This window comes from Haloferax sp. YSSS75, from assembly GCF_046764215.1.
Taxonomy (GTDB): Archaea; Halobacteriota; Halobacteria; order Halobacteriales; family Haloferacaceae; genus Haloferax.
Window position 1 is genome coordinate 2,068,052 of the sequence record NZ_CP177206.1, and the last position, 21,648, is coordinate 2,089,699.

At 62.7% G+C, this 21,648-nt stretch carries 24 protein-coding genes and 1 tRNA gene; 16 read left to right on the forward strand and 9 right to left on the reverse strand.

Annotated elements, in window-relative coordinates; genetic code table 11:
• The first annotated feature begins 31 nt into the window (after positions 1-31).
• Together ACK3R5_RS10955 and ACK3R5_RS10960 are read left to right on the forward strand one after the other, a co-directional pair.
• Positions 32-1,273 (forward strand): TIGR00300 family protein, encoded by a 1,242-nt coding sequence (locus ACK3R5_RS10955; protein ID WP_411966969.1) that lies wholly within the window; start codon positions 32-34, stop codon positions 1,271-1,273.
• Positions 1,274-1,372: 99 nt separating this feature from the next.
• Positions 1,373-2,113 carry a hypothetical protein gene (locus ACK3R5_RS10960; RefSeq protein ID WP_411966970.1) on the forward strand — a complete coding sequence of 247 codons (741 nt, stop codon included), beginning with the start codon at positions 1,373-1,375 and terminating at the stop codon, positions 2,111-2,113.
• Between the two features lie 8 nt (positions 2,114-2,121).
• Here ACK3R5_RS10960 and ACK3R5_RS10965 read toward each other — a convergent pair whose 3' ends face one another.
• A complete protein-coding gene (locus ACK3R5_RS10965) occupies positions 2,122-2,526 on the reverse strand; it encodes a universal stress protein (RefSeq protein WP_411964092.1) in 405 nt (134 codons plus the stop codon).
• A 320-nt stretch (positions 2,527-2,846) separates the two neighbouring features.
• On the opposite strand from ACK3R5_RS10965, the gene ACK3R5_RS10970 reads away from it, so the two are divergent.
• The 3 genes from ACK3R5_RS10970 to ACK3R5_RS10980 are packed head-to-tail and all read left to right on the forward strand — an operon-like array spanning position 2,847 to position 5,542.
• On the forward strand, positions 2,847-3,854 hold the full coding sequence (locus ACK3R5_RS10970) for a PGF-CTERM sorting domain-containing protein (protein WP_411966971.1): 1,008 nt from the start codon (positions 2,847-2,849) through the stop codon (positions 3,852-3,854).
• On the forward strand, positions 3,851-4,177 hold the full coding sequence (locus ACK3R5_RS10975; protein WP_411964094.1) for a hypothetical protein: 327 nt from the start codon (positions 3,851-3,853) through the stop codon (positions 4,175-4,177). Before ACK3R5_RS10970 ends, ACK3R5_RS10975 begins: the two co-directional genes overlap by 4 nt.
• A gap of 54 nt (positions 4,178-4,231) precedes the next feature.
• On the forward strand, positions 4,232-5,542 hold the full coding sequence (locus ACK3R5_RS10980; protein WP_411964095.1) for a phosphoribosylamine--glycine ligase: 1,311 nt from the start codon (positions 4,232-4,234) through the stop codon (positions 5,540-5,542).
• Between the two features lie 169 nt (positions 5,543-5,711).
• On the opposite strand, the gene ACK3R5_RS10985 is transcribed toward ACK3R5_RS10980, so the two are convergent.
• Entirely contained in the window at positions 5,712-6,542 is an 831-nt protein-coding gene (locus ACK3R5_RS10985; protein WP_411966972.1) for a CBS domain-containing protein, read from the reverse strand.
• A 106-nt stretch (positions 6,543-6,648) separates the two neighbouring features.
• Here ACK3R5_RS10985 and ACK3R5_RS10990 point away from each other — a divergent pair, with 106 nt between their 5' ends.
• On the forward strand, positions 6,649-7,005 hold the full coding sequence (locus ACK3R5_RS10990; RefSeq protein ID WP_411966973.1) for a hypothetical protein: 357 nt from the start codon (positions 6,649-6,651) through the stop codon (positions 7,003-7,005).
• Between the two features lie 56 nt (positions 7,006-7,061).
• Positions 7,062-7,331 (forward strand): hypothetical protein, encoded by a 270-nt coding sequence (locus tag ACK3R5_RS10995; protein WP_411966974.1) that lies wholly within the window; start codon positions 7,062-7,064, stop codon positions 7,329-7,331.
• A 52-nt stretch (positions 7,332-7,383) separates the two neighbouring features.
• On the opposite strand, the gene ACK3R5_RS11000 is transcribed toward ACK3R5_RS10995, so the two are convergent.
• Both ACK3R5_RS11000 and ACK3R5_RS11005 read right to left on the reverse strand, forming a co-directional pair.
• The gene (locus tag ACK3R5_RS11000; RefSeq protein WP_411964096.1) at positions 7,384-8,205 is read right to left on the reverse strand and encodes a ZIP family metal transporter; all 822 of its coding nucleotides are present in this window, start codon (positions 8,203-8,205) and stop codon (positions 7,384-7,386) included.
• Between the two features lie 84 nt (positions 8,206-8,289).
• Complete coding sequence (locus tag ACK3R5_RS11005; RefSeq protein ID WP_411966975.1) at positions 8,290-8,982, reverse strand: SDR family NAD(P)-dependent oxidoreductase; 693 nt, start codon at positions 8,980-8,982, stop codon at positions 8,290-8,292.
• Between the two features lie 117 nt (positions 8,983-9,099).
• Between ACK3R5_RS11005 and ACK3R5_RS11010 the strand changes: the two genes are divergently transcribed.
• From ACK3R5_RS11010 to cruF, 3 genes are read left to right on the forward strand one after another with little or no spacing between them, the layout of a single operon-like run.
• Positions 9,100-10,602, forward strand: coding sequence for a phytoene desaturase family protein (locus ACK3R5_RS11010; protein ID WP_411966976.1), 1,503 nt, complete (start codon positions 9,100-9,102; stop codon positions 10,600-10,602).
• The gene (locus ACK3R5_RS11015; RefSeq protein WP_411966977.1) at positions 10,599-11,477 is read left to right on the forward strand and encodes a prenyltransferase; all 879 of its coding nucleotides are present in this window, start codon (positions 10,599-10,601) and stop codon (positions 11,475-11,477) included. The genes ACK3R5_RS11010 and ACK3R5_RS11015 overlap by 4 nt, the downstream gene beginning before the upstream one ends.
• Positions 11,470-12,345 carry a bisanhydrobacterioruberin hydratase gene (cruF, locus tag ACK3R5_RS11020; RefSeq protein ID WP_411966978.1) on the forward strand — a complete coding sequence of 292 codons (876 nt, stop codon included), beginning with the start codon at positions 11,470-11,472 and terminating at the stop codon, positions 12,343-12,345. Before ACK3R5_RS11015 ends, cruF begins: the two co-directional genes overlap by 8 nt.
• A gap of 168 nt (positions 12,346-12,513) precedes the next feature.
• Here cruF and ACK3R5_RS11025 read toward each other — a convergent pair whose 3' ends face one another.
• Both ACK3R5_RS11025 and ACK3R5_RS11030 read right to left on the reverse strand, forming a co-directional pair.
• The gene (locus ACK3R5_RS11025; RefSeq protein ID WP_411964101.1) at positions 12,514-13,533 is read right to left on the reverse strand and encodes a phytoene/squalene synthase family protein; all 1,020 of its coding nucleotides are present in this window, start codon (positions 13,531-13,533) and stop codon (positions 12,514-12,516) included.
• Positions 13,534-13,714: 181 nt separating this feature from the next.
• Entirely contained in the window at positions 13,715-13,864 is a 150-nt protein-coding gene (locus ACK3R5_RS11030; RefSeq protein WP_411964102.1) for an HVO_2523 family zinc finger protein, read from the reverse strand.
• 237 nt (positions 13,865-14,101) lie between these two features.
• Between ACK3R5_RS11030 and ACK3R5_RS11035 the strand changes: the two genes are divergently transcribed.
• The 4 genes from ACK3R5_RS11035 (at position 14,102) to trpB (ending at position 17,102) form a co-directional block, all read left to right on the forward strand.
• Positions 14,102-14,377, forward strand: coding sequence for an ArsR/SmtB family transcription factor (locus ACK3R5_RS11035; protein ID WP_411964103.1), 276 nt, complete (start codon positions 14,102-14,104; stop codon positions 14,375-14,377).
• Between the two features lie 8 nt (positions 14,378-14,385).
• The gene (locus tag ACK3R5_RS11040; RefSeq protein WP_411966979.1) at positions 14,386-14,676 is read left to right on the forward strand and encodes a hypothetical protein; all 291 of its coding nucleotides are present in this window, start codon (positions 14,386-14,388) and stop codon (positions 14,674-14,676) included.
• A 141-nt stretch (positions 14,677-14,817) separates the two neighbouring features.
• Positions 14,818-15,603, forward strand: a complete 786-nt coding sequence (locus ACK3R5_RS11045) for a spondin domain-containing protein (protein WP_411966980.1) — start codon at positions 14,818-14,820, stop codon at positions 15,601-15,603.
• Between the two features lie 347 nt (positions 15,604-15,950).
• Positions 15,951-17,102 carry a tryptophan synthase subunit beta gene (gene trpB / locus ACK3R5_RS11050; RefSeq protein WP_411964106.1) on the forward strand — a complete coding sequence of 384 codons (1,152 nt, stop codon included), beginning with the start codon at positions 15,951-15,953 and terminating at the stop codon, positions 17,100-17,102.
• Positions 17,103-17,514: 412 nt separating this feature from the next.
• Here trpB and ACK3R5_RS11055 read toward each other — a convergent pair.
• Positions 17,515-17,663: transfer RNA gene (locus tag ACK3R5_RS11055), tRNA-Met, on the reverse strand.
• 175 nt (positions 17,664-17,838) lie between these two features.
• Between ACK3R5_RS11055 and ACK3R5_RS11060 the strand changes: the two genes are divergently transcribed.
• Positions 17,839-18,888 carry a hypothetical protein gene (locus tag ACK3R5_RS11060; protein WP_411966981.1) on the forward strand — a complete coding sequence of 350 codons (1,050 nt, stop codon included), beginning with the start codon at positions 17,839-17,841 and terminating at the stop codon, positions 18,886-18,888.
• A gap of 16 nt (positions 18,889-18,904) precedes the next feature.
• Here ACK3R5_RS11060 and ACK3R5_RS11065 read toward each other — a convergent pair whose 3' ends face one another.
• The gene (locus tag ACK3R5_RS11065; protein ID WP_411964109.1) at positions 18,905-19,276 is read right to left on the reverse strand and encodes a DUF5830 family protein; all 372 of its coding nucleotides are present in this window, start codon (positions 19,274-19,276) and stop codon (positions 18,905-18,907) included.
• A gap of 90 nt (positions 19,277-19,366) precedes the next feature.
• Here ACK3R5_RS11065 and ACK3R5_RS11070 point away from each other — a divergent pair, with 90 nt between their 5' ends.
• Entirely contained in the window at positions 19,367-20,014 is a 648-nt protein-coding gene (locus tag ACK3R5_RS11070) for a TVP38/TMEM64 family protein (protein WP_411964110.1), read from the forward strand.
• Between the two features lie 36 nt (positions 20,015-20,050).
• Here the strand turns inward: ACK3R5_RS11070 and gpmI are convergent, their stop codons facing one another.
• Positions 20,051-21,628 (reverse strand): 2,3-bisphosphoglycerate-independent phosphoglycerate mutase, encoded by a 1,578-nt coding sequence (gene gpmI / locus ACK3R5_RS11075; protein ID WP_411966982.1) that lies wholly within the window; start codon positions 21,626-21,628, stop codon positions 20,051-20,053.
• Positions 21,629-21,648: the final 20 nt, after the last annotated feature.

A 21,648-nucleotide genomic window follows, 5' to 3' on the forward strand; every position in this document is an offset into this window, starting at 1 on the left:
CCACTTTGCCCCCCACGGCCCATGTCCGTCGATGACGTTCACGCGCACCGTCGAACTCGAAGGCCACATCATCGACTCAGGGATGATGCAACAGGCCTTCGGTATCGTGATGGACCTCGAGGGGAACTTCGACGTCGAGCAGTTCGACGTCGGGAAACAGAAGGACAAGACGTCGTACTGCCGGATGGCCGTCACCGCCGACGACGAGAAGAAATTACAGGAGATTCTCCACGAACTCCACCAGATTGGCGCGAACCTCACCGACCCGGTGGACGCACACGTCGAACCCTCGCCCGCAGACCAGGTGGTCCCGATTGGTTTCTACTCTACTACCAACCACCCGACCGAGGTCCGGTACGAGGGCGAGTGGTTGCCGGTCGAGAATATCGAGATGGACTGCGCGATAGTCGTCGACCCCGACGGCCCGGACGGCCCCCGTGCGTACACGAAGGTCCTCAACAGCGTCGACGAGGGTGACCTCATCGTCACCGACGAGGCAGGCATCCGCGTCAAACCCCCGGAACGACCACGCGACGCCTCCGGTCCCTTCGGATTCATGCAGGGCGGCGTCTCCTCGGAGCGTCCATCGGAGTCGCTCATCGGTGAAGTCGCCGACGCGCTTCGTGAGACGAAAGCAGACGGCGGGAACGTCCTCGTCGTCGCCGGGCCAGCACTCATCCACTCCGGTGGTGGCGACGCGCTCGCAGAACTCATCCGTGAGGGCTACATCGACATGATTTCGGCGGGCAACGGCTTTGCGACCCACGACATCGAACGCGGCCTCTACGGGACGTCTCTCGGGATGGACATGGAGACGATGGAACACCCACGAAAGGGGCACAAACACCACATCTACACCATCAGCGAAGTCATCCGCGCTGGCGGCATCGAACCGGCAGTCGAAGACGGACTCATCACGGAAGGCGTGATGTACGAGTGTGTGAAAAACAACGTCTCCTACGTGCTCGCAGGGTCCATCCGCGACGACGGGCCGCTTCCGGACACCATCACCGACTCCATCGAGGCGCAGAACGCCATCCGCGAACAGGCACACCAGGCCGACATGGTGCTCATGTTGTCGACGCTCTTGCACTCCGTCGCTGTCGGGAACTGCCTGCCGTCGACGGCCAAGACCGTCTGTGTCGACATCAACCCCGCAACCGTCACCCAACTCCTCGACCGTGGGTCCTCACAGGCTATCGGGATGGTGACCGACATCGGCACGTTCGTCCCGACGCTCGCAGAGAAGGTCCTCGAAGGGGCCGCCGAGTAGCCCACCGGCGGCGGTTCCGAGCGCCACGCAGGACGTTCTCGGCACGGAGACTCTCTCGGACACAACCATATTATACCTCCCCCACTCATCGGTTTGCATATGAACACTGTGTGGAAGACCCTCCTCGTCGCATCACTGGTTCTCTTGGCCGGGTGCGGCGGTGGCGTGGGTGGTGACGACGCGGCGACTGCGACTCAGACGACTGCTGCCGAAGACGCGGCAGCGACAACGACGGCGGCGTCTGGTGACGACGGTGAAAGCGGGAGTGGCGGTGGCGACGAGAGCGCGAAATCGACGACGTTCGACTTCAACCAGTCGTGGGACAAGCAGTTCCGCACAGGTCAGTACTACCGATACGAAGTCGAATCGCCGAACCTCGACGAGACTGCCACCTACGAGTGGGAAGTCGTCTCCATCGACGAGGAAAACGTCACTATCCGGACGACAGTTGTCGCCGACGGGACGACGACAGAACAGACCGTGACTGCGTCGCGAGACCAGCTATACAGCGAACTCTCGGGGAGTCCCTCGGGGTCTATCGCGACCATCGGGTTCAACTCACCGTACTACAGCGGTGTCGACGGTGAGACGCTCGAAGTCGGCGACGGATGGGAGGCGTCCGGGCAGAACGGCGACGTGAGTTTCACAGTCGAGAGCACCTCGAACTACGCCGGACTCCAGTGTGCAGACTTCGTCGTGCGGACGAACGGAAGCGTCTTCTGGGAGAGTTGTGTCTCACCGGAGAGCCCACTACCGGGGTACATGGCGTTCTACGAAGAGGAAGGTGACGAGGAACCGGCCTTCGAGATGACGCTCGTCGAATACCGGCCCGGAAACTGAGTGCGGCCTCAGTAGACTTTTTCGAGCGGGACGACGGCCATCGGGATATTCGAACTCAAGAGCACGTCCTGTGCGGTGCTCCCGAAGACGACTTTCGACGTCGGATTCCGCTTTCTGACGCCGATGACGATTTCGTCTGCGCTCTGTTCCTCGGCGCATTCGAGGATGTCGTCCGCCGGGTCGTTCCCACGGATGTACTGGTGTGTCTCGACGGTGACGAAGTCACCGATTCGAGAGGAGACGACGTTCAACGCGTCTTCACCGTCTCTGACGTCGTCGCTGTCAGTGTTGTCGCCACCTCTGTGGGAGTTGACGACGTGTACGACGTCGCCAGTTTCGATACGTCGCGAGAGATAGTCACAGAGTTCGGCACTGGTGTGTACCGAGTTCGTGCCCATAACGTACGTTGCCATGTCACATATCCCGACGCCGTCCTATAAAAATCCACGCTTCGGAGGAGACGACGACACCGACTTCGGCATCGCTCTCACGTCGAAAACTGTCGACTGCTTGCTGTGCCTCCCATCTCCGTGGTTCTGGACGACTCCGACGGGTTCGTCGTCGCGCACTCGAATCACGCTGAACCCACAGAACACGTCGCCTGTTGCACCTTCGACGTCGTGGATGCAGTACGTGGCCGGTAGCTACAACCGCAGTCGGAGAACTGCAGACGCTCCCGTACAGCGACTATTCGAGGACAAGACATTTACCAATACCCAAATGTCAAGCAATTATGGAAAGGAATGCCCTCCTCGTCGGTGGGGCCGTCGCCGTCGTCGTCGTCGCGGCGGTCACCGCCGTCCTCGTCCCCGGTGTCCTCGCGGACCCGACTGACGAGGGGCCGATTCGGCCCGGCCCGGTAGACGTCACCGACGTCTCCATCGCCGCCGGTCCCGCGACGGGAGAGACGGTCACCCTCGAGATACAGTCACGAATCGACCATCGCGGCAACCCCACACAGAACGTGAGCGTGCTCGTCCGCGCCATCGACGCAGAGTCGGGACTGCTGGCGACGACCCAACGCGTCCCGGTCGGAAACGTCACTCGCGACGGTGAGACGACGGCGACGACGAATCTCACCGTCCCCCGTGAGGGCGGGTACGACATCGAAGTGGTGCTCTACCGTGATGCCGAACGCGTCGACCAAGCGCGGCGAAGCGTCCGCGGCGTCTCGGCTATCAAACCGCCGTACCTCCAGTCGACGACGTCGTTCACCGAGACCGAGGCACTCCCGCCGGTTTCGTTCTCTATCGAGGACGCCGGCGAGAACCGGACGACGCTCGACCTGACGGCGTCGCTCACGAACACCGGTGACGAACCGGCCGACGACCTGTCGGTCACGTTCGTCCTCCGGCAGGCCGAGTCGAACATCGTCGCGTCGCGGACGACGGTAGACGCCGGCACTATCCGCGCCGGGCGGACCGAGTCCGTGGACGCGGCGGCGACTGTTCCGGATGGCTACAACTACTACATCGACGCCGTGTTGCAGCGGGATGGTGTCGTCATCGACACCGCCCGCGGCGCGGCGAATCTGAACCCAACGAGGACGATTAGCGTGAACGAAACCACAGAAGACGTCGAACTGCGCGTAGAGGACTTCGAAGACGACGGCGGTTCCGTCGGTGCCGACGAGGAACCCGAACGAACCAGAACCGAGTCTGCGGCCCCCGGATTCGGTGTCGTCGTGGCACTCGTGGCGCTTCTCGCCACTGCCTTCGTCGCCCGGAGGTGGCGACAATGAGCGAAGAGACGCCGACGAAGTCCGGCGCGAAGAAGACGACAGAGACGGCGACGTCGCCCGACCCGGACGCAGACACGTCCGACACCGAGAACCGTGAGTTCGCAGAGCGAGTTCGTCGCTACCTCGATTACGCCGTTCTCGCCGGACTGCTGTTGCTCGCGCTCATCGCGGCACTGCAGTTCTACCTCAACGCCACGCAGACGATTACGACGTGGGTGAATCCCGAGTTCCGCGCCCCCTTCCAGGCCGCGTTCAACCTCGTGTTGCTCCTCGGGGCGGCACTCGGTATCTCCATCCAGATTCGGCGGTTGACGAAGAACTGACCCGAAATTCTCGTTCGACCAACAGTTTTCACGGTGGCGGCCGAGTCGTGGAGTGTGAACTTCCTGTTCGTTTCCGCAGATGCCGCACTAATAACTGACCTCGCGTGGCAAGTCCACCGCGAGGGCCACGACGTCAAGTACTACATCGAAGCCGAGAGCGACAAGGAAATCGGCGACGGATTCGTACCGAAAACAGACGACTGGCAGGCCGACGTCGAGTGGGCGGACGTCATCATTTTCGACGATATCTGGGTTGGTTCGGACGTCGGTACGGGCGAACTCGCGAACCAACTCCGCGAGCAGGGGAAGGCCGTCGTCGGCGGGACGCCCAACACCGACCGTCTCGAAGACGACCGAGGCTACGCGATGGAGATTCTGGAAGCCCATGGCGTGAACACCATCGACCACTACATCTTCCACGATTTCGACGCCGGCATCCAACACGTCCAGGAGAACCCGGCCCCGTACGTCATCAAGCCACTGGGTGAAGTCCAGAACGTCAAGCGACTGCTCTACGTCGGCAGCGAGGACGACGGAAGCGACGTTCTCGACGTGTTGAAAGCCTACAAGAAAGCCTGGGGACACCGAATGAAGGGCTTTCAGTTGCAGCGAAAAGTCGAAGGCGTCGAGATTGCCATCTGTGGGTTCTTCAACGGAGACGAGTTCATCGACCAGGTCAATTTCAATTTCGAGCACAAGAAACTGTTTCCCGGAAACATCGGCCCGTCGACCGGAGAGATGGGGACGTCGATGTTCTGGGCGGGACAGAACAGATTGTTCGAAGAGACGCTCGGTAAGATAGAAGGGTGGCTCGCCAGCGAAGGGTACGTCGGCAGTATCGACATCAACTGCATCGTCAACGAGAACGGAATCTATCCGCTGGAGTTCACGCCACGGTTCGGCTACCCGACGATAGCGCTGCAAGAAGAATCGATAGAGTCCTCGACCGGACAGTTCTTCTACGACCTCGCCCACGGCAACGACCCCGAACTATCGGTTCACAACGGGTTCCAGATAGCCGTTCGCGTCGTGTTGCCGCCGTTCCCGTTCAATGACGAGAAGACGTACGCTGAAAACTCCCGAAACGCGGCCGTCGTCTTCCAAACCGAGAGCAGGGAGGGAGTCCATCTCGAAGACGCGAAGAAAGTCGATGGCCAGTGGCGCGTCGCGGGGGGCACTGGGATGCCCATCGTCGTGACGGGCAAAGGTGAGACGATGCAGGCCGCCCGCGAGCGAGCGTACGGGCGTATCGACGATATCGTGATGCCGAACATGTACTACCGCGACGACATCGGCGAGCGCTGGACAAACGGTGAGGGTGACCGCCTCTTGTCGTGGGGATACCTCGGACCGGGCGAGAAGTAGATTCGACGGCCGAACGAGTATCCGTCGCGATATCGGTATGTTTCGGCTCTGCCGGCACCGCAGCGGTTGAGAGGACACCCACGTTCATCTGACGTGGTCTTCCCCCGAAGACGACGACTCAGAAGAAGACGACAACCACCCACAGAGCGTGTGAACGCGATGCTCCAGTTCAGGAAGACACGTCGGGTGACGTGTCGGGTTCTGCCGTCGCACCGCTGAGTTCCCCGAGAACACCCTCGATTGTTTCGAGGGTGTCAGAGAGATTCTCCGTCGTCCGACCATCGCTGAGGAACGCATTGGTCTCCGTATTCTCGACGAGGAGGTTGGCGTGCGCGACGTCGTTTCTGAGCTCGGTAATCTCGTGGAGGGCACTGTTCGCCGCGCCTCTCGTGGAGAACCCGCAGGCCTGCCAGCAGTCTTCGACACTGGTGACTATCGTCTCGAGTGTCGAAAATTGCGCGTAGTGAATCTCGTCTAAGGCGACGTTGGCGGCCTGTGCGTCCGCATACCGCGATTCGATGTCGTCGAGTTCACCGACGGTGACCGGGGTCTGTTTCCAGTTGGGTGCTTCGTCGAGAACGAGTTCGCGAAGCTGTTCTTCGAGATAGGTGATACGGTCGAAGAGATAGATGCGTGCTGGGGCCGTATTGAGGTCCGCTCGGGTCAGGACTCCTGTAACGTTGCTGTGTCCGCCGAGGAAGTAGACCGGGTTTGCGACGAGTGCGGAGATGACGTCGGGGAGCGAGGTGTCTCCGCTCATCATGTAGTCGATGGTCAGCGGGGTGACGTGGGTGTCGAGTGTGTCGCCGTCGGTATCGGGTGAGATATCGTCTTCGTGGACGAATCCGACTGGGTCGCCGCCAGCGTAGACTGGGGCGGCATCGTAGCCATTCTCGTCTAACCAGTTGGCCGCCTCGCTGGGAGGGGTGTCGTGTTCGAGATGTTCGACGGGTCGCGTTGCGAGTTCTGCCGCCGTGCAGTCGTAGAGCTCGCGGGACATATCGGGTAGTTCGGTGCTTGGGTTGTGAAAGTTGGCCTGGACAGCGGTCAGAACTGTCCGATTACCACAATGTTTATGCAATTTGGGAATATATTTTGGTATGTATATGCACAAAGGGCATTTTACGTCGGCAGCGGCGAGCATCGACTACGGAGATGCCGAGGCCCTCTTTCCGGTCTGTACCCTCGATGCGTCGGTCTACCAGCACCGTGATGCCCAACTCGCACTCGCCGACACCGACGGGTCGGACGTCATCGTCGTCGCACCGACCAGTCTCGCGACCAGTTACTCCCTGACCCAACATCCCCTCACCGCCATCGTCGTCGACACGCTTCCCCCGGCGGTGAGGAAAGCGGTCGCTTCCTCGCTCGACGACTCACTGGACGCCTTCGAACTCGTCCAAATCGGGAAGTGGATTGAGGATAGTCCGAACTACTCACTCGCCGAGTTCACAGACGCCTGAGGAGCACGACCCACGGTGCACAGTACCGACGAGAGACAGCGCGCGAATTCGATTTGATGACGAACACACTCGAAGACACCTATCCCGAAGCCGCACCGTACATCGAGGACGCCGTCGCCGAACACGGCGAAGCGTGGGTGCTGGAGCACTACTACGAGAAACTCTACCCGCTCAGCGTCGTCGTGGCGATGCCCGAGAAGGAGGAACTGCCGTTCTACGACGACGCAGTCCACGACACGCTGACGAAGTCCGAACAAACCGAGATGTATCAGGCGTGGTCGGAGTATCGCGAGAACCTCCGCAAGAACACGCAGTCCACCGAGTGACGCGTCGTTCGCTGTGACCGGATGGCCATCGGGTGGCAGACGACTCCCGCGTTCACCCGACCAGAAGCCACGCCCCGAAGACGGCGAATCCGCCGACGAGTGTGCTCACCGTCGCGTGGAGTCGGAGTCTGTCGAGGACGGCGTGTGCGTGTTCGTCTTCGACGGCCAACAGGTCGTGAATCTCACTGCCGATTTCGCACCGCGGGAGGAAGTCCATCGCGACGTGGAGGAAGACACCGGAGGCGAATCCGAAGACGATTCCGCGGAACGCCGCCGTCGCAGGGAGCGAGATAGCACTGGAGACGATAGCCGCGATACCGAGTCCCGCCGCCGGTAGCAGGAGAGGAGCGACTGATTGTCCCTTGCCTGAGAGGCGGCGGGCGGCGGCGTAGCCAGCAGGCCCTTTGTGCGAGACGATGGCGAGTCCGAGGCCGACGCCCACGTCGATGTTGCCGTAGACGATGCCGATGATAGCACCGGCAGAGATAGCGTGTGCAGAGAGTTCCGTCACGGTGCGGTCCATCGGAAAGTCCATGTGGGCGAATCGGTGGCCGACGGTGTGGGCACCGAACCCGGCGAGGATGCCGAAGGCGATGCCGAACCCACCGAACTGCGGATGGTGGGCGATTGCCTGCGGGACGAGGAAGACGGCGGCACTCGTCACCATCGCACCGCTGGCGAGGCCATAGCCCCACACGAGTCCCTCGGGGTGTTCGGTGCGAGAGCGGGCACCGAACGGTGCGGCCACCGCCATCGCTGCGAACGCGGCCCACGAGACGACGAGGAGTTTCCACGCCTGCGTCGTCACGGCGTACGCAGAGAGCGCGACGAGGACGACGACGCTGCCGACGCCGATGGCTGTCGAACGGTTCATGTTGTGAACGAATTGGTTCGGATTAATAAGGCGCCCGATTCGGACAGCGCGTGCATTCCACCGGTTGGCACTAGGTGAGTGCACTCAGCGAGTCGCGCGCTTCCACGCCGACAGACCGACGACGTTGCCGTCGAGTTCGGCGGAGTCGGCATCGGTCGCTGCCCACACGAACAGTTGGGCGACGTCGTCGGGGTCACGCCCCTGTCCATCCGTTATCGCCGTCGCGACGACGCCGGGGTCGATGACGCCGATAGTCTGGTCGCAGTCGACGGCGAACTGCCGGACGAGTCCCTCGACGGCCGATTTCGAGACGGCGTACGCGCCCATCCCCGGTTTGGCCTCGCGGGCGATAGACCCCGACGGGACGAGAATCCGGGCGTCGGCAGTCATGTGCGGAAGCGCTTCTCTGACCGCATTGAAGACGCCGCGGACGTTCGTCCGGAGGGTGTCGTCGAAGGCGGCGTACGATTCGTCGGCCATCGGCATCTCACCCGGAGACCCGTGGTTGACACCGGCGTTGGCGACGAGCACGTCGATTGGCTTGCCGGCGCGGGCGGCCGTCTCCATCAATCGCTCCATGTCGAACTCGTCGCGGACGTCGGCCCGAATCGCCGTGGCCGACCCGCCGGCGGATTCGATGTCGTCGACGACGGACTGGAGGGCGTCGCCGTCGCGCGCACAGATGACCACGTTCGCCCCCACGCGTCCGAACGCCCGTGCGACGGCAGCACCGATTCCCGAACTCGCACCCGTGACCACGACGGTGGTGTCGTTCATGGGCGTCGTATGGGCGGGTGCGCCCTAAAGATGTCTGCCAACGAGGCACCCGGCACCGCGTCGGCGACTGCCGAATCGGTCACTCGATTTATGTTCTCGACGTTCTTACAACTCTGTATGAATTCTGTCTCGGACCTCGACTCTCTGGCCGGTGAGTCCGTCGTCGTCATCGGCGGCGGATTCGGTGGCCTCTCGACGGCGTGCTATCTCGCCGACGCCGGTGCAGACGTGACGCTACTCGAAAAGAACGAACAACTCGGTGGGCGGGCCAGTACGCTCGAACGCGACGGGTTCCGCTTCGACATGGGTCCGTCGTGGTACCTGATGCCCGACGTGTTCGAGCGCTTCTTCTCCTACTTCGGAAAACAGCCCTCCGACTACTACGACCTGACCCGTCTGGACCCTCACTACCGTATCTTCTTCAAAGACGGTGACCAGGTCGACCTCGTCCCCGACATCGAGACGAACAAGGAACTCTTCGAGTCGTACGAACCCGGCGCGGGCGAGAAGTTCGACGACTACCTCCGGAAGTCCGAGCGGAACTACCGCATCGGGATGGAGCACTTCGTCTACGAGGACCGGCCGAACCTCCGGGATTACATCGACTTAGACGTCGCCAAGAACGCGTGGGGACTGTCGCTCGTCGGGTCGATGCAAGACCACGTCGAGCGGTATTTCGACCACCCCAAACTCCAGCAGATAATGCAGTACACGCTGGTGTTCCTCGGCGGCGCGCCGAACAACACGCCGGCGCTCTACAACCTGATGAGTCACGTCGACTTCAACATGGGCGTCTACTACCCCGACGGTGGACTCGCCGCCGTCGTCGACGCGATGGTCGCCCTCGGCGAGGAACTCGGCGTCGAGTACCACACGAACGCGCCCGTCACCGAAATCGCGGGGCGCCGCGGCGGATTCGCCGTCCGAACCGAAGACGGGCGAGAGTTCCTCTCGGACCTCGTCGTCAGCGACGCCGACTACGCCCACACCGAACAGGAACTCCTGCCCCCCGAGAAACGACAGTACGACGCCGACTACTGGGAGTCGCGGACCTACGCACCGTCGGCGTTCCTCCTCTATCTCGGCGTCGAAGGTGACGTGGAGGAACTCGCCCACCACACGCTCGTCTTGCCGACGGAGTGGGACGACCACTTCGAACACATCTTCGACAGACCCGGGTGGCCCGACGACCCGGCGTACTACCTCTGTGTTCCCTCGAAGACGGACGATTCGGTCGCCCCCGAAGGCCACAGCAACCTCTTCGCGCTCGTCCCCATCGCCGCGGGCCTCGAAGACACGCCGGAGATGCGAGCGTCGTACCGTGACCTGGTCTTAGACGACATCGCGGCGAACACTGGGGTGGACCTCAGAGACCGAATCGTCGTCGAAGAGACGTTCTGTGTGAACGACTTCGCAGAACGGTACAACAGCACCAAAGGGACCGCGCTCGGACTCGCACACACGCTCAGGCAGACAGCACTCCTCCGCCCACCGCACGCGTCGAAGAAGGTAGACGGACTCTACTTCACGGGGTCGTTCACGACGCCCGGTATCGGCGTCCCGATGTGTCTCATCAGCGGGCAACTCACCGCAGAGGAGATGGCCGACGACGCTCGATGAGGACGGAGATGGCGACGAGTACGGGGGCGAGTGGCGGGTTCAAAGACCGACTCAGTTACCTGCTTGTCCTCTCTCGCCCGCGGTTTTGGCTCTACCTCGCTGGCCCCGTTCTCGTCGGTGCCGCCGCCGCCGCGACGGACCTCTCCAACCTCTACGCTCCCGTAACGCTCGCCCTAGTCGCGTACTTCCTCGTCCCGGCGAACGTCTTCCTCTACGGCGTCAACGACGTGTTCGACGTCGACGTGGACGCGGCCAACCCCAAGAAAGACGACAGAGAGGCGCGCTGGCGTGGCGACCCGGTGAACCTCGCTGTCGTCGTCGGGAGCGGCGTCCTCGGTGTCGGCCTGTTCGCGCTCACCCCGCAGGTTGCGTGGCCGTGGCTGGTCGCTCACTTCTTCCTCGCCGTCGAGTACAGTGCACCACCGTTCCGGTTCAAGACGACGCCGTTCCTCGACTCGATTTCGAACGGGTTGTACATCCTCCCCGGCGTCGCCGCCTACGCGACAATCGCAGGGGTGAACCCGCCCGTACTCGCTATCCTCGGTGCGTGGCTCTGGACGATGGGGATGCACACGTTCTCGGCGATTCCCGACATCGAACCCGACCGGGAAGCGGGTATTCGGACCACTGCGACGCTCCTCGGAGCACGGTGGACCTACGCCTACTGCGCGGTGACGTGGGGACTGGCCGCCGCCGCGTTCGCCCTCGTGGACCTGCGTCTCGGTGGCTTGCTGGCCGTCTATCCGCTCTTCGTCTTCGGCGTCGCCCGCACCGGCGTCGCCGTCGACAGGGCGTACTGGTGGTTCCCGCTTCTCAATACCGTCGTCGGCATGCTCATCACCTTCGGAGCACTCTGGAGTATCGTGAATGGCTGATTTGCGAACACAACTTCCTCGGACCCGGCGGGAAGTCGAACTCGCACTCGACGAACTCGTCCGCGACAACCGATTTACCATCTCGGTGTTCTTCCCGCTGAACGGTGCTGTCCTCCTCGTGGCGAGTGCGATGGGGTGGCTACCCGCCCCACTCGCGTTCAACGCGTCTCTCATCCTGCTCGGGACCGTCGTGATGCGCTCGCCGCTCATCGTCGGCCTGCTCCCGCACCTGACCCGCCGGGCCGCCATCGCCGTCGGCGTGCTCACCGCCTACGCGTACGCTATCGAGTACACCGGCATCACGACGGGGTGGCCCTACGGATGGTTCACCTACGGCGTCGACCTGGGCCCGACTGTCGCCGGCGTCCCCATCGGTCTCCCAGTGTTCTTCATCCCACTCGTGATGAACGCCTACCTGCTGTGTCTCCTCTTGCTCGGTGACCGTGCGCGGAACACCGCCGTCCGTCTCGTCGTCGTCATCGCGACGGTGCTGGCGATGGACGTGGTGTTGGACCCCGGCGCTGTCGCACTGGGCTTCTGGGAGTACTACAGACTCGGAGAGGGTGCCATCCTCTTCTACGGCGTCCCGCTGTCGAACTACGCCGGATGGGTCATCAGCGCGACTATCGCCGTCGTCCTCCTCGACTGGGGATTCGACCGGGAGGCACTGCTCACTCGACTCGCCGAAACCGAGTTCATGCTCGACGACCTGGTGAGTTTCGTCATCCTCTGGGGTGGCATCAACCTCTGGTTCGGCAACTGGGCACCGGTCATCGTCGCCGGCCTCTTCGGTATCGGGTTACTCCGAACCGACCGCTTCGACTCCAGTCTCCTCCGGATTCCGCGCCGGTTCCCGTGGCAGTCCTGACACGGGCACCATCCCACCGGCCGCGGCTCTCCTCGCCACGGTTCAGTCCTGAGTTTTCCCTGCCGGTTCGCACCCGTTGCTCGCTGACCCGTGGTGCGCCTACTCGGGACGAACAGACGGTGACGAACGACGCTCCGCAGAAAACGATGGTCGACGACGAATCCGAACTTACTCCGAATCCCAGCGATTCAGCGTGCGAATCCATCCGGTGAACCGACCGTCACGCTGTGGGTTCCGTGCGGGCGTCGAACCGGGGCCGAAGTCCGCGTCGAACCCGTCGTCGTCGGGGTACGGGACGACGCTGACGGCCTTGAACACGGCCACCGGGTCGCGCCAGATGGCCCAGTACGCCGCCGTCTTCACGAGGAGCGACACCTTCCGCGCGAAACTCAGTTCGGGCGTGGCCGAGAGCGTGTCGTAGCCGAGATTCCGAATCGAGCGATGGTGGTCGGCGTAGAGCACCGCCGACAGGAGCACCGGGAACTGACAGTCCGCCGGGAGATGTTCGATGCCGGCGACACCGTCGCGGTAGAGTGCCTCGGTCCGGCGGAGTTCGTCTTGCATCACAGCGGCCACACAGTCGTCGAACTCCAGGTCGAGAATCTGCTGGATATCGACGTCGTAGCGTTCGAGCGACGTCTGCGGCAGGTAGACTCGGTCACGTTCGACCACGTCTTCGCCCACGTCGCGGAGGAAGTTGGACATCTGGAACGCCTGCCCGAGCGCAGTCGCGTGCGGGAGTGCCGTCTCCGGGTCGCTCGGGTTCATCACGGCGACCATCATCCGACCGACGGCGGACGCCGACCCGTCCATGTACGTCTCTAACTCCTCGTAGGTGGCGTAGTGGTCTTTCTCGATGTCGGACTCCATCGCGTCGATGAAGACGTTCACGTCCTCGGCGGCGATATCGTTCTCTGCTCTGAGTTCGGCGAACGCCGACAAAACAGGGTCGTCCGACTCGACGTCTCCGAGTGCTTCGGCACGGAGTTGTTCGAGTCGCGCACGCTGTTTCGCCGGTGGCGCCGTCTCTTCGGCATCGACGACTTCGTCGGCAACGCGGAAGAACGCATAGAGGACGTACGTCGCGTGTCGCACACGCTCTGGGAGGAGTCGCGTGGCGAAGTAGAACGTCTTCCCCGTCCGCTGTTGTATCTCTTTTCCGGCTTCGATCTGTGATTCGTTTACCATCGTTTCGTGTTCGCGTGACCGTCTCGTGTCTCGTGAGCGAGAAAAGGGCCGGAAGGCCACAAGTGGTCTCACTCCATTAGTGGGCCGCTGGCGACATAACACTTGCCGCCACTGTCGAATTTACCCCCAGATGCGGGGACACAGCAGTGACAATGCACTGAGAGACTCATGTCAGGCATCACTACCAGAACGTGTCGCTACAGTCGTAGACGACACCGTGTTCCGGGCAGATATATTTACAGTGCCGGTGGGTCATCGACGCCCCACAGATGGGACACGGGCGACCTTTCGGGGACTCAATCGTACACGCGTCTCCACCCGGGCCGTCCATACCACATTCGAAAGGACTCTACTGACATATTGCTTTCTGCCGTTTTCGGCATCATCTTCCGGTTCGTCGTCGGCGACGACACCGGCCTGGGTGTGCCCGACTGAGAACTGACCCCGAATTTGGTACGGAAGTGGAACAACCCTCTTGTAAGGTGGGGACGGAGAATTACTGTCGACGTGTCGTATCAGACCAGTGGGGATATTACGCCCCCCGTCGAAGCAATACGAAGAGCAGTCGATGGAGAAGGCGCTTTGGTATCTACTCACGGCGACACGGGGCGGTGAGAACCGCGTCCGTATCATCCGTGCGCTCTCGGACCAACCGCTGAACGCGAATCGCCTCGCCGACGAACTCGACGTCGGTTACAAGACCATCAGACACCACCTCGACGTGCTCGAGTCGCACAACGTCGTCGAAGCAGGCGGTGACAAGTACGGGCAACTGTACTTCCTGACCGACCAGTTCGAACACTCCCGCGACACGTTCGAAGAGATAACAAAACACCTCGATTGAACATGGCAATGGGCACCCAAATTATGGCAGCGAGCGTCCTCTCGGGCGTGAACATCGTCTTCCTCGCGGCGTTGACCGCCGTGTGGATACGTAACTATCGGACGTTCCGGACGTCGCTCGTCTTGGGCCTCCTCGCGTTCGCCGTCGTGATGCTCGTCGAGAACGCGACTGCACTGTACTTCCTGTTCACGATGCAGAGTCTCTACTCGGGCGACCCGCACGTCCAGCAGGCGGTGCTCGTCCTCAGAGCACTCCAACTCGTCGCACTCGCGTTCCTGACCTACGTCACGATGCGCTGAGTTCGACGCCCCTCTGCGTCTCTCCTTGCTCCTCGACCGAATTTGGTACTGATTTGACCCTCACTAGGGCCTAATCTCGAAAAACCAACAATACCCTTGCTCGCATCCGATTCGTCGTGGATTATCCACACGTGAGCAACGATGACAGACCCGAACTACACGACGACACGACGAACCGTTCTCGGACTAACCGGTGCTGGCGCACTCACTGCGCTGGCCGGTTGCCTCGGCGGTGTGACGGTCCCGACACAGGCATACGGGAACGGTAACGGCGACCAGAGTGCCCGCACCTACCGCGTGACGGTGGCGAACCTCACGACTGGCCAACCGTTCACCCCGCCCGCGGTGGTCGCCCACCGCGCTAGCGTGGAACTGTTCGCTGTGGGCGACCCGGCGAGCGAGGCCATCAAGGAAGTCGCCGAGAACGGCAACCTCGCCCCATTGGCCGAACTCGCAGAGAGTACCACCGACGTGCGCGGCGTCGCCGTCGCAGAGACGCCACTCGTCCCCACCGAACTCCCGGCGAGTGAGATGTTCCCCTACACGACCACGCTCGAACTGAAGACCGATTCGAGCGGCGCGTACCTCTCGTTCGTCAGCATGCTCATCGGGACGAACGACGGGTTCGCCGGCCTCGACACCGTTCCGCTCCCCGAACGCGTCAACGAGTCGCGGTCGTACTTCGCGGCCAGTTACGACGCTGGAACCGAGATGAACACCGAGATGTACGGCGACATGGTTCCCCCTGCGCAGGCCCTCTACGGCATCGACTCCGGAACCGAAGGCACCGGCACGAGCAATCCTGACCTCGCCGAAGACGGCGTCGTCACGCCCCACGGTGGTATCGTCGGTGACGGTGACCTCGACCCAGACGTCTACGGATGGGAAGACCCAGTGGCACTCGTTCAGGTCGAACGAACGGCGTGACGGAGACGACGGACACACCACTCGCCGACACCCGCTGGTCGGCACTCGCCCCTCGCCGGGTCACATCGTTCGCCTCTCACCACCGTCGTCCCTCGTTCGTACCGCCGTCACCCCTCATTCTCACCGCCGTCGTCCCTCGTTCTCACCGCCTTCGAGCCTCGTTGTTTCCAGTCCGACTCCCTCGCCGCGCCCCGCTTTGTCCATCTCCACGACACACTTCCCCCCGTGTTCCCTTTTGAACCTTCGCCGCCTCGACGCCGAACCCACATCCACTGGAATACACTGCTGTGCGAAATTGGTCATCTAAGAACGCTTTTTGTGGGTGGACGAATTCAACAGGAATATACATGGCAAACGGAGATTTCGAGGGCTACGGCGGACGCTACGTTCCCGACGTCCTCGACGATTCACTCGACCAACTCGCGGCAGCGTACGACGAAATCTCGAACACCGAGGCGTTTCAAGCCGAGTTCCGCGGCCTCCTCGAAGAGTTCGCAGGGCGGTCCACACCGCTGTACTACGCCCGAAACCTCAGCGAACGATACGGTGCCGACATCTATCTGAAGCGTGAAGACCTGCTCCACGGCGGTGCACACAAGATAAACAACGCGCTCGGACAGGCGTTGCTGGCGGAGAAAGCCGGAAAGAAGCGTCTCATCGCCGAGACGGGTGCCGGCCAACACGGAACGGCGACGGCGATGGTCGGCGCCCTCTTCGGCCTCGACACGGAGATTTACATGGGGAAGAAGGACGCAGACCGACAGCGGATGAACGTCTTCCGGATGCGCCTCATGGGTGCAGAGGTAAACGAAGTGACGCGCGGTGACTCCGGACTGGCCGACGCAGTCGACGCGGCCCTAGAAGACTTCGCACAGAACATCGACGACACCCACTATCTCGTCGGCAGCGTCGTCGGCCCCGACCCGTTCCCACGGATGGTCCGTGACTTCCAGAGCGTCATCGGCGAGGAAGCACGCGAGCAGTTCCTCGAACGGACGGGCGAACTGCCGGACGCCGCCGTCGCCTGCGTCGGTGGCGGGTCGAACGCGATTGGACTCTTCCACGCCTTCCGCGACGACGACGTGGCGTTCTACGGGGCCGAAGGCGGTGGCGAGGGGTCGTCGTCGAAGCGCCACGCCGCACCGCTGGCGAAGGGGAGAGACGACGTCATCCACGGGATGCGCACCCGCGTCATCGACGAGGACGTCGAAGTACACTCCGTCTCCGCCGGACTCGACTACCCCGGCGTCGGGCCCGAACACGCGATGTTCCGCGCACTCGGGCGTGCGGAGTACACCGGCGTGACGGACGACGAAGCGCTCGCCGCCTTCCGCGAACTCAGCGAAACCGAGGGTATCATCCCCGCACTCGAATCCAGTCACGCCGTCGCTCGTGCCATCCAACTGGCCGAAGAAGGTGACCACGACACCATCCTCGTCAACCTCTCGGGTCGAGGTGACAAGGACATGGAGACTGCTTCCGAGAAGTTCGACCTGTAACGGAGTTCGAGGAGCGACCACCACATTTCGTCTGCGCGTGTCACCACTCTTCGGAACCTGAACCTCGAAAACGGCGTTCCACCCGCACCTGGCACACCAAAGAGAATAGCACGACGGGTGGACCAGACACGCCGCACATCGTTGCGTCTTCTTCTACCTGCTGTCAGAGTGTGGGTAACTGCTCTGGTGGAGTGTGTGTGGGGGGGTATCCGGACGACGACTGTCGTGCCAGACGAGAGGACCTCCGACAACAGCATATACCAAATGGTTATCAGAGTAGTAATAGTTATTGTATACTGTTCGTCAGTTCCGAGGCCAGCCGAGATTCGGCGTCGAGTCTGCGAGAATCAGGTATCGGTGTCGACGACGACTGACCCGTCGCTCGCCACGTGAGACACCTAAAATCGAGTAGTGCCCGGGGTGGGCTCCGAACCCACGATCTCCGCATGTCCCAGGTGCGAAGCCGGCATGACTTCGCGAGGGGCGGAGGCTTCCAAGGCGTTCCGCACCGATTGTGAAACCCTATGAGTGCGGCGCTATGTCCAGCTAAGCCACCCGGGCTCATCTTCGGGTTGCCCCGTGATTGTATTTAACCTTCTCATCTCGCCCGGCCCCGTGAGGAGTCACCACGCCACTCGGTGCGGGCGGTTCCACGCGAAAAATGACAGTGCCAACGAACGTCAGCCACGACTGACTGACCCACGGATTTATGCCCCGGCACCGGGTGCACACACGCATGAGCCAACCGGAGATCGTCCAGTCCGTCCTTGGTGAGGAAGACGTGGTCTCCCGCGTCCACCTCGGGGGCGAGGACGAATTGTTTGTGACTCCAACGCGGACGCTCGTCTATCGCGCAGAGGGTCTGCTCTCGGACGAGTCGGTCGACGAATTTTCGCACGCTGCAGAGCGACTGTCGGTCAGCGAAGGGCGACGAAAAGGAAAGATATCGCTCGACTACGGGCTCGACGGGACGAAGACGATTGGCCTCTCGGTAAAGCGTCTCGACGAAGCACTCCAACCGATAATCGAAGGCGTGCTCTCTGCGGCCGGTGTCATCAAAGACGACGAGAGCGTCGTGCAGTCGTTCCGATTCAGCGAACTCACGTTCGTCGTCGCCGAGCGACGTGTGGTCCGCCACATCGGCAGTGCGGTGTGGGACGAAGATTACGAGTCGTACAACTACAACGACGTGACGGACCTGGCGTTCGAAGACGGGAGCGTCGCGACGACAGTCGTCCTCACCGTCGACGGCCGGCAAGAACGGTTCAAGATTCCGAACGAGGAGGCCCGAATCGTCCGTGAGAAACTCTCGAAAGCGCTCTGTGCCCACTACGACGTGGGGAGTCTCGAAGAGTTCCGCGTGATGATGGCCGAACAGGAAGAACAGGAGGACGCCGAAGACGCGCGAGACAACACCGACTTCGGTAAAGGGCCAGACCCGCTGAGCGCGAATCCCGGCGAACTCGCCGACGAACCGGCGAACGGGACGCGCGCCGGCGAAGAGGCCCAACAGACAGAGAGTCAGACCGTCGAAGCGACGTCGACAGGGAGTGCCACCGCCGAGACGCAATCGGTCCAGACGCCGTCGAAGAAAGTCGCCGACGCGTCTGACCTCGGATTCGAAGCGTCTGGGTTCGAACCGCCGTCAGAGACGGCAGACCCGAGTGCCGAACTCGCCGCAGAAGTCGAGGCACTTCGCGAAGTCGTCGAAGCCCAGACCGAGCAACTCCAGTATCAGCAAGAACTCATCGAGCAACTCATCGAAGAACTGCGACGCGGTCGGTAACACTGGACGGACGCCGCTACTCTCGCCCGAGTACTTTCCTCACACACGACGACCCGAAGGGCCCGAGTTCGCCCGACTCGAACTGAACGAAGTGCCCAGTCGAGATGGACGCTCCGCAGCGACGACAGTCGAAGTCGCCCTCGCGCTGGACGACCTGACTCTCGAACCGGACGAACGTGCCGCCGCGCTGGTGGCGAATCCGGCCCTCCTCTCGTTCGATGATACCGCGGAGTTCCGCGGTGTCGAGGATGTCTCGCGTGAGCGTCGGGTCGGTGGTGACCGTCTCGATACGGTCGACGACGTCCGCGAGCGAGAGTTCGTCCGCTTCGAGGTGGGCGAGGAGTTCGAGCGCGAGTTCGACGCGTTCCTCACGTGGTTGTTCGGTCACGAATCGGGTGGGAGTCGTCGCGCATCGGGCTAAAACGCTCCGAAGCACAAAGGGTTTGGTCGCCGCGAAACGACCCACTGTCGAGTTACCGTGACCCGTCCGCGTCTCGTCGCTGGCCTCGCACTCGCCGTCGTCGTCGTGGGTGCGTTCCTCGTCTCGCCAGCGACAGTCGTCGCGCACGCGGCGTGGGTCGCCGCAGACCCGCTTCGACTCGTCGTCGCCGCGTCGCTCCTCGCACTCGTTCGCCCGCTTCTCGCGTGGCCGACGACGCTTCTCGCACTCGTCGTCGGGTACGGCCTCGGCCCGATTGGAATCCCCTTCGCGCTCGCGCTCATCGTCCTCACGAGTATCCCGCCGTTCCTCTTCGCCCGGCACTACCGCGAGACGACCCGATTGGCCGACGTGGGCGAGCGAACAGTCGCCGTCACCGGGTCGGTCAGGGGCGTCACCGCGAGCAGACTCCTGCCGGTTCCCTCAGACGTCGTGTCGGTGGCGGCGGGCGTCGCCAACGTCCGACTCGGTGCCTTCGCGCTCGGCACCGCCATCGGTGAACTCCCGTGGGCTATCGCCGGCGTCGTCGCCGGCACCTCCGTCGAGACGCTGACGACAGACTCACTGCAGGCTATCGTCCGCCCAGAGTTCGCCGTCCTCGTCGCGTTCGCTGGCGTCGCCCTCCTCGTCCCACCGGTCTACCGGCGATATCGCTCTGAACGCGGCGCGCTGACCGACGTGAACTGAGCGGGAAAACGAACTGTCGACGGGGGTCGGAGTCGATTACTCCAGGAGCGACTCGCCCGTCATCGCAGAGGGCTGGTCGACTTCGACCAGTTCGAGCAGCGTCGGAGCGATGTCGCAGAGCGACCCGTCTTCGCTGATGTTCCGACCACCGGAAAGCGGGTGTTCTGCATCGACGTCGTCCTCAGCGTCCTCGTCTTCGTCGTTTGGTCGCGACTCCTCACGGTCGGCGGCGAGATAGACGAACGGGACCGGATTGAAGGTGTGTGCCGTGTGCGGGTCGTCTGCCGTTCCCATGTCGTCTGCGTTGCCGTGGTCGGCGGTGATACAGACGTGTGCGCCGTGTGCGCGGACGCTCTCGACGAGTCGGCCGAGTTGTTCGTCCACTGCTTCGACGGCGGCGATGGCCGCCTCGTAGTCGCCGGTATGACCGACCATGTCGGGGTTGGCGTAGTTGAGCACCATCACGTCCGGGTCGTCGGACTCCACGATACCGATGGCCGTGTCGGTGAGTTCTTCGGCCGACATCTCGGGTTGTAAGTCGTACGTCGGGACGTCCGGACTCGGGACGATACGTCGAATCTCGCCGTCGAACTCGATTTCTCGGCCGCCGTTGAGGAAGTAGGTGACGTGCGGATACTTTTCGGATTCCGCGAGTCGCAACTGCGTCATCCCCTCGTCGGCGAGCACCTCGCCGATGGTGTCTTCGGGTTGTTCCGGCGGGAACGCCACCGGGATATCGAACGTCTTGTCGTACTGCGTCATCGTCGTCATGAGAATCTCCGGCGGCGACGTCTCGAAGGCCCACTCGGGTTCGATGTCGCAGAGCATGCGGACGAGTTGGCGCGCCCGGTCCGCGCGGAAGTTGAAGAAGATGACCGAGTCACCGTCTTCGAGGGCCGGCGCGTCGTCCACGAGCGTGGGTTCGACGAACTCGTCGGTGTCGCCTCGGTCGTACGAGTCAGTGACGGCGTCGACGGCCGTCTCTGCGGTCCACTCGGCATCGCGCTCGACGATTGCGTCGTACGCGCGCTTCGTTCGCTCCCAGTTCTGGTCGCGGTCCATCGCGTAGTAGCGCCCGGAGACGGTGGCGACCTGTCCGGTTCCCTGTTCGGCGACGACCGATTCGAGGCCCTCCAGATACTCCTCGCCGCCGGTCGGAGAGGTGTCGCGTCCGTCCATGAACGCGTGCGTGACGGCTTCGACGCCGCGCTCCGCGGCGAGTTCGATGAGCGCGTAGAGGTGTTCCTGGTCGGAGTGGACGCCGCCGTCGGAGACCAGGCCCATGAAGTGGACGCGACCACCCGTCTCTTCGGCGTGGTCGTAGGCGGCCGTGATGGCCTCGTTCTCGTAGAACGACCCGTCTTCGATGCTGTCGCCGATGCGGGTGTACGCCTGTTTGACGACGCGGCCCGCCCCGATGTTGAGGTGGCCGACTTCGCTGTTACCCATCTGGCCGTCCGGCAGGCCGACGCGCCGGCCGTCGACGACGAGCGTGCCGAAGGCACCGGTGTCGCGGTAGCGGTCGAAGTTTGGCGTGTCGGCCGCCTTGATAGCGTCGCGGTGGTCGTGGTCCCCGAGACCCCATCCGTCGAGGATGATGAGGGCTGCTTCCATACGCAGGGGTTCGGCACCAC

Bases quoted from the DNA above. Each gene is read 5' to 3' on its own strand.
- ACK3R5_RS10990 (WP_411966973.1), top strand. From the start codon at position 6,649: ATGCACAAAGGGCATTTTACGTCGGCAGCGGCGAGCATCGACTACGGA.
- ACK3R5_RS11015 (WP_411966977.1), top strand. From the start codon at position 10,599: ATGAGGACGGAGATGGCGACGAGTACGGGGGCGAGTGGCGGGTTCAAA.
- ACK3R5_RS11045 (WP_411966980.1), top strand. From the start codon at position 14,818: ATGACAGACCCGAACTACACGACGACACGACGAACCGTTCTCGGACTA.
- ACK3R5_RS10960 (WP_411966970.1), top strand. From the start codon at position 1,373: ATGAACACTGTGTGGAAGACCCTCCTCGTCGCATCACTGGTTCTCTTG.
- ACK3R5_RS11030 (WP_411964102.1), bottom strand. From the start codon at position 13,864: ATGGACGGCCCGGGTGGAGACGCGTGTACGATTGAGTCCCCGAAAGGT.
- cruF (WP_411966978.1), top strand. From the start codon at position 11,470: ATGGCTGATTTGCGAACACAACTTCCTCGGACCCGGCGGGAAGTCGAA.
- ACK3R5_RS10975 (WP_411964094.1), top strand. From the start codon at position 3,851: ATGAGCGAAGAGACGCCGACGAAGTCCGGCGCGAAGAAGACGACAGAG.
- ACK3R5_RS11005 (WP_411966975.1), bottom strand. From the start codon at position 8,982: ATGAACGACACCACCGTCGTGGTCACGGGTGCGAGTTCGGGAATCGGT.
- ACK3R5_RS11060 (WP_411966981.1), top strand. From the start codon at position 17,839: ATGAGCCAACCGGAGATCGTCCAGTCCGTCCTTGGTGAGGAAGACGTG.
- ACK3R5_RS10965 (WP_411964092.1), bottom strand. From the start codon at position 2,526: ATGGCAACGTACGTTATGGGCACGAACTCGGTACACACCAGTGCCGAA.
- gpmI (WP_411966982.1), bottom strand. From the start codon at position 21,628: ATGGAAGCAGCCCTCATCATCCTCGACGGATGGGGTCTCGGGGACCAC.
- ACK3R5_RS10955 (WP_411966969.1), top strand. From the start codon at position 32: ATGACGTTCACGCGCACCGTCGAACTCGAAGGCCACATCATCGACTCA.
- ACK3R5_RS11000 (WP_411964096.1), bottom strand. From the start codon at position 8,205: ATGAACCGTTCGACAGCCATCGGCGTCGGCAGCGTCGTCGTCCTCGTC.
- ACK3R5_RS11025 (WP_411964101.1), bottom strand. From the start codon at position 13,533: ATGGTAAACGAATCACAGATCGAAGCCGGAAAAGAGATACAACAGCGG.
- ACK3R5_RS10970 (WP_411966971.1), top strand. From the start codon at position 2,847: ATGGAAAGGAATGCCCTCCTCGTCGGTGGGGCCGTCGCCGTCGTCGTC.
- ACK3R5_RS11010 (WP_411966976.1), top strand. From the start codon at position 9,100: ATGAATTCTGTCTCGGACCTCGACTCTCTGGCCGGTGAGTCCGTCGTC.
- trpB (WP_411964106.1), top strand. From the start codon at position 15,951: ATGGCAAACGGAGATTTCGAGGGCTACGGCGGACGCTACGTTCCCGAC.
- ACK3R5_RS11035 (WP_411964103.1), top strand. From the start codon at position 14,102: ATGGAGAAGGCGCTTTGGTATCTACTCACGGCGACACGGGGCGGTGAG.
- ACK3R5_RS10995 (WP_411966974.1), top strand. From the start codon at position 7,062: ATGACGAACACACTCGAAGACACCTATCCCGAAGCCGCACCGTACATC.
- ACK3R5_RS11040 (WP_411966979.1), top strand. From the start codon at position 14,386: ATGGGCACCCAAATTATGGCAGCGAGCGTCCTCTCGGGCGTGAACATC.
- ACK3R5_RS10985 (WP_411966972.1), bottom strand. From the start codon at position 6,542: ATGTCCCGCGAGCTCTACGACTGCACGGCGGCAGAACTCGCAACGCGA.